This window comes from Nostocoides jenkinsii Ben 74, from assembly GCF_001046875.1.
GTDB lineage: Bacteria > Actinomycetota > Actinomycetes > Actinomycetales > Dermatophilaceae > Nostocoides_A > Nostocoides_A jenkinsii.
In genome coordinates, this window is the sequence record NZ_HF571038.1 from 3202841 (window position 1) to 3208788 (window position 5948).

Genomic DNA, 5948 nt, shown 5'->3' on the forward strand with positions numbered 1-5948 from the left:
GGGGGAGGTCGGGGCCTGGACCAGCCATTTCTGGCCCCCCGCGTCGGTGACGACGGCCGCGTCATAGGGCGCCGCACTCGCCGTGGGCAGCGCGGCAACGGCCACGGGATCCAAGCCCGGGACGGCGGCACTCGCCAAGGCGGCGAGTTGCAGAGGGGTTCGGGTCACGGATTTACCGTATGCCGTGTCCGCCCCCGCGGGCGGCCAGGCCCGCCGATCAGACGGCTCGCGCCGCCGACTTCGCAGATCACCGGCTCAGGCGAGGCGCTTCTTAACCTCGATCAGCGACGGATTCGTCGCGGTCGTGCCATCCGCAAAGAGCACTGTCGGCACCGTCTGGTTGCCGCCATTGGCGGTCATGACGAACTCCGCGCTTGCCGGATCCTGCTCGATGTCGACTTCGGCATACCCAATGCCCGCGCGGTCCAGTTGCGTCTTCAGCCGCTTGCAATAGCCACACCACGGCGTCGAAAACATCGTGATGGTGCCGGCGGGGGGAGTGCTGACGGTCATGGGCTGCCTTCGGTTCACGGGGTGGGTCGGTTGGGTCAACGTCGGTGCGTCCACGTACCTTCCCAGGTGTGAGCATGCATTCCGTCGACCCGGACGACATCCTCGCGCGCCTCGACCCCGAGCAGCGCGAGGTCGCCGCGCACCCGACCGGCCCGATGGTGGTCATCGCCGGCGCCGGCACCGGCAAGACGCGCGCGATCACGCACCGCATCGCCTATGGCGTCAGTTCCGGTGCGTATGCCGCGCCCCGCGTCCTGGCTCTCACCTTCACCGCGCGCGCGGCCGGGGAGATGCGGACTCGCCTTCGGGAGTTGGGTGTGGCCGGCGTCCAAGCCCGCACCTTCCACGCCGCAGCGCTGCGGCAGTTGCACTATTTCTGGCCGCACGCCGTCGGCGGCGGTGCGCCGGAGGTGCTCGCCCAGAAGGTCCCGGTCGTTGCCGAGGCCGCCAGCCGGTTGCGAATGCGCTTCCAGGGCAGCGAGTTGCGCGACTTCGCCGCCGAGATTGAGTGGGCCAAGGTCGGCATGCTCACCCCCGAGACCTATCCGGCCGCTGCCACCCGGGCGGCGCGCACGCCGCCCGGCCTCGACCTGACCGCCATGGCGCGCCTGATGTCGGCCTATGAGGATGCCAAGGCCGATCGGGGCGTGATCGACTTCGAGGACGTCCTGCTGTTGACGGTCGGCATCCTGCGCGACCGCCCCGACATCGCCGCGACGATCCGCGAGCAGTACCGCCACTTCGTGGTCGACGAATATCAGGACGTCAACACGCTGCAGCAACGCTTGCTCGACCTATGGCTAGGGGGTCGTGACGAGATCTGCGTTGTGGGGGATCCAGCGCAGACGATCTATTCGTTCACGGGGGCCTCGGCGGTGCACTTGCAGTCGTTCACCAAGGCGCATCCGACGGCCCGCCAGGTGAGCCTGGTGCGCAACTACCGCTCGACCCCACAGGTTCTCGGCACCGCCAACACCATCGCGTCGATGCCCGGCGGCGCTAGGCGCTGGGGTGGCGCGGCCTTGGTCGCGCAGAATGCGCCCGGCCCGGCCGCCCGCTGCGTGCACTACGCCGACGACGTCGCCGAAGCGGTCGGCATTGCCGGCATCGTCGAGGAACTGCTCGCGGGCGGCACCGCTGCCAGCCAGATCGCCATCCTCTTTCGCATCAACGCGCAGAGCGAGGCGTTTGAAACGGCGTTGGCCGAGCGAGGCATCTCCTATCTCGTGCGTGGCGGCGAGCGCTTCTTCTCCCGGCGCGAGGTCAAGGAAGCCATCGTCTTGTTTCGCGGGGGAGTGCGCGCCGATGACGGCGACACCCCCTTGCCCGACCTGGTTCGGGACCTGCTCACCGGGGCGGGATGGTCGCGCGTTGCGCCCACGGGTGCTGGGGCCGCGCGCGAGCGGTGGGAGTCGCTGGAAGCGCTAGCACTGCTGGCCGACCAATTGCTCGCCACCAATCCCAGCGCGCGTTTGGGCGACTTCGTCCGCGAGCTCGACGAGCGCGCCGCCGCCCAGCACGCCCCCACGGTCGAGGGAGTCACGCTCGCGTCCCTTCACGCCGCCAAAGGACTGGAGTGGGATGCGGTGATCCTGGCCGGGTGCTCCGACGGCCTGATCCCGATAACGATGGCCCAACTGGGGGAGGAGATCGAGGAGGAGCGCCGACTGCTGTACGTCGGGGTGACGCGCGCCCGCCGCCATCTCGTCCTGACGTGGGCCCAGGCTCGCACCCCCGGCAACGCTGGCCACCGCCGGCTGTCTCGCTTTCTCGACTTCCTTGCTCCGGATGCCGGAGCCGGTGTCAAGAGCGGTCGTGGCAAGGGGAGCCGCGACAAGGCTGGGCGCGGCACGTCCCGCGCCAGCATGAAACCCGCCCGACAGGCCGTATGCCGTGTCTGCTCCGCCCCGCTGTCGACGGCCACCGAGCGCACGACCCGGCGTTGTCAGAGTTGTCCGCCCACCTACGACGAGCCGACCTACGAGGCCCTGCGCACCTGGCGGGCGCTAGTCGCCAAGAGCGCCAGCGTCCCCGCTTATGTCGTCTTCACCGACGCCACCTTGACGGCCATTGCCGAGCAGCAGCCGTCGACCAACGCCGAGTTCGTCGCGATTCCCGGTCTGGGACAACGCAAAATGGACCTTTACGCCGCCGGAGTCCGGGCCGTCCTCGCGGGCGAGGACCCGGCGGAGGTGGCCGCGCGGCATACGTCCTAAGGAAGGTGTGGACGGCCCTCGCCATCGAGGCCCCAGCCCGTCCCAAAAGAAATCCCAGGAATTCTCGGAGAATGGCATTAAATAGCGCGCGGCGAGCCTGGGGAACGTCTAATCTAACGACAACGCATGCGCACCCGCGCGTGGAGACCGGCACGTCAGGACCAGGAGGCTTGCAAGTGATCAGCTACATCACGATCGATATGACCTTCCTCGCTGCGCCGACGTTTGCCCAAGGCAATGGGGTCCTCAGCAACCTCACCCAGTCCGATCACAAGGCTGGATTGTCGTCCGTCGTTTTCGCCGCCGCAGCACAGGGTCGTTGGGCCTCCGCACCGCCTGGAACCACGGGATAGTCGACTGAGTTTTCATCAGCCGGACACCTCCTTCCAGGCCGCGGATCCCATCGGATCCGCGGCCTTCGTCATTCCCGGACGATCCCGGGAATCGACCGACATCTCAGAAACATCCACAACAGCCCCACACCCGGGGCCCAACCAGGGAGGTGAACCCAGCAATGCAACTCCACCAGTTGCTCGACGCGGGTGCGCGCACGACTGACGGAGACGGGGTGATTCCGTGTCTCAACCCCACGAACCACCCGGACCTGTGGTTCTCCGAGACCCCGGAAGGCGTCGAGGCGGCCAAGGCACTGTGCCAGCCCTGCCCGCTCAAGAGCCTGTGCCTGGAGATCGCGGTCGCCGGGCACGAGAGCATTGGCGTCTTCGGCGGTGAGTACTTCGTCAACGGCAAGATCGTTGCCCGCAAGCGGCCGCGAGGCCGCCCCCGCAAGGACGCGCCCCCGATCTAAGACCCCACGAAGTTCTCCGCTCGTTCCTCGCTCCGATACTTCGCGGGGACCCCGTCTGGGAGTTTCGGAACACGGACGAGGGACGTGACCGGTGACGGCCGGCGGTGAGGGGTTGTCGACGGGTGAGGCTTGACCTCGCCGAACCACGTCGGCAACCCCTCCTCGGTCTCCCGGGCCGAAGGCTTAGGCTCGCGGCCGTGCGTGAACTCCACCCCGACCACGACCGGGTCGTCGCGGCGCTGACCGTCCCCGAGCTCGCCCCGATCATTGACCTGGTCGTCTGGGCGGGTCACGACGGCGAGCCCGCCGCCTTCGCGGCGAACCATCTCGGGTCGGTCCGGCTCGAAGCGGACGGCACCCATCACGTCCTTAGTGGCATCGACCCGATTCCGAGTGAAGACCCGATGGCCTTTCTCCCCTACGACGCGGAGTGCGCCGAACCCGGGCCTCGCCTCTCCACCAGCAACGCCTATCCGTATGCCGCGCCCCGCCTCCTCTCCTTCTTCTCCCATCCCGATCGCTCACCGGACCTCGCCATCGTCCACACCCCGCGCCACTACTTCCCCGACGAGGGCGGGCACGTCGGGGAGCACGGCTCCCTCGACGTCATCCAGTCCCGGGCGCCGCTGATCCTCGCCGGGCCGCGCGTTCGCCGACAGGGGTATGCCGCGGCCCACGCCCGCCTGGTCGACGTCGGTCCGACGATGGCCGTCTTGGCCGGCGTGCCGGAGGACGATCTTGTGGATCGTCACGGTGACCCAGTGGACGGGCGGGTGCTGCACGAGCACCTTCTGCCCGGGGAGCCCCGGCCGGTCGTGGGCATCCTGTGGGACGGTGCCCACTGTGGAGACCTGCTGCACCTGGCGGAGTCGGGCGAGCTACCCGGCGTCGCCCGCCTGATCGAGCGGGGCGTCGCCTTGCGTGGCGGCGCGGTTGCGCAGTTCCCGAGCGTCACGTTGACCAATCACACCTCGATCCTGACCGGCGTCGGCCCGGGCCGCCACGGAGTGCTTGGCAACGTCTATTTCGACCGGGCCAGCGGCGAGCGGGTCGTCCCCAACGACGCCGCCACCTGGCATCGCAGCAGCGAGTGGTTGCACGGCCACGTCCGGACCGTCTTCGAGATGGTTGCCGATCACGTTGCGCCCCAAGGCTTCCCGCGCAGTGCCTCGATTGATGAGGCCATCGACCGGGGGGCGGACTACTCCACGATGCAACTCATCCGGGCCTCGGGGGACGCCCGCGGCGCCGACGGCTTGACCGACCAACTGCCGGATCCCCATACCTCGCCCTTCAATGTCGACCCGGCGCATCTGGAGGACCACTATTTCTCCTGGGGCGTGCAGGTCGACGACCTCGGACTGCAGCAGATCCGGCAGTTGTGGGCGGACCCAGCCACGGCACCTCGGCTGACCTGGTGGGCGAACGTTGTGACGGACGCCGGACATCATGGGGGCGGGCCGCGCTCGGCGATGGCGCGCGCATCCCTGCGCCAGTCCGACGCCCGGCTGGTCGCCTTCCTCGATCATCTTGAAGCCATCGGTGCCTTGGAGGAGGTGACGCTCGTCCTCACCGCCGATCACGGCTTCGAGGGCGCGGACCCGAGCGTGACCGGCTCCTGGGCTCCGGCGTTGGACGCCCTCGGGATCTCCTATCGGGACGAAGGCCCGGGCCTGATCTATCTCGCCTGAATCCGTCTCTGCTGAGGACTACCCTTCGGCACATGCCGACGCTCCGGATCGCCCAAGACCCACATGCCGACCAGGTGCTGAGCGACGACCCGTTCGCGCTCCTGACCGGCATGTTGCTGGACCAGCAATTCCCGATGGAACGCGCGTTCGCCGGGCCGGCCAAGATTCTCGATCGTTTCGGCAGCCTCGATCCGGAGGCGATCGCCGCCGCGGAGCCGGGCGCCTTCGCCGACCTGTGCGCCACGCCCCCGGCGATTCATCGGTATGGCCGTTCCATGGCTGCCCGCGTCCAGGCCCTGGCTCAGGTCGTGGTTACCGACTACGGCGGCGACGCGGCTGCCATCTGGACCTCGGCGGCAGACACCAAAACCCTGCTCGCCCGACTCAAGGCTCTGCCCGGCTTCGGCGATCAAAAAGCCCGGATCTTCGCCGCGCTCCTGGGCAAGCAGGCGGGCATACAGCCCTCGGGGTGGCGCGAGGAGATCGGGCCGTATGCCGAGGACGGCTCCTTCCGGTCGGTCGCCGACGTGCGGGACGAGGAGTCGCTACAGAAGGTCCGTCAGTTCAAGAAGGCGGCCAAGGCGTCTGCCAAGGCTTCGGCGAAGGCGTCGGACGGCGGGCACTGATAGCGGGCCCGGGCGCCTGACCTCGCCGCCATACCGAGGGCCGGAAGGCCGGACGGACGCAATAACCTGCGGCGGACGCAAAAGCTTTTGCGTC

General features: G+C 68.6%; 6 protein-coding genes. 5 read left to right on the forward strand and 1 reads right to left on the reverse strand.

The genetic code is table 11. The features are described from left to right. Positions 1 to 255 precede the first annotated feature (255 nt). Positions 256 to 513 (reverse strand): mycoredoxin, encoded by a 258-nt coding sequence (locus BN13_RS15330; protein WP_048548081.1) that lies wholly within the window; start codon positions 511 to 513, stop codon positions 256 to 258. Between the two features lie 74 nt (positions 514 to 587). Between BN13_RS15330 and BN13_RS15335 the strand changes: the two genes are divergently transcribed. The 5 genes from BN13_RS15335 (at position 588) to BN13_RS15350 (ending at position 5854) form a co-directional block, all read left to right on the forward strand. After that, positions 588 to 2729 (forward strand): ATP-dependent DNA helicase UvrD2, encoded by a 2142-nt coding sequence (locus BN13_RS15335; protein ID WP_048549288.1) that lies wholly within the window; start codon positions 588 to 590, stop codon positions 2727 to 2729. Between the two features lie 176 nt (positions 2730 to 2905). Continuing rightward, positions 2906 to 3082, forward strand: coding sequence for a hypothetical protein (locus BN13_RS19400; RefSeq protein WP_157038629.1), 177 nt, complete (start codon positions 2906 to 2908; stop codon positions 3080 to 3082). Positions 3083 to 3243: 161 nt separating this feature from the next. After that, on the forward strand, positions 3244 to 3537 hold the full coding sequence (locus tag BN13_RS15340; protein WP_048548082.1) for a WhiB family transcriptional regulator: 294 nt from the start codon (positions 3244 to 3246) through the stop codon (positions 3535 to 3537). A gap of 197 nt (positions 3538 to 3734) precedes the next feature. Then, a complete protein-coding gene (locus tag BN13_RS15345; RefSeq protein ID WP_048548083.1) occupies positions 3735 to 5228 on the forward strand; it encodes an alkaline phosphatase family protein in 1494 nt (497 codons plus the stop codon). A 32-nt stretch (positions 5229 to 5260) separates the two neighbouring features. Then, the gene (locus BN13_RS15350) at positions 5261 to 5854 is read left to right on the forward strand and encodes an HhH-GPD-type base excision DNA repair protein (protein ID WP_048548084.1); all 594 of its coding nucleotides are present in this window, start codon (positions 5261 to 5263) and stop codon (positions 5852 to 5854) included. The last annotated feature ends 94 nt before the right edge of the window (positions 5855 to 5948 follow it).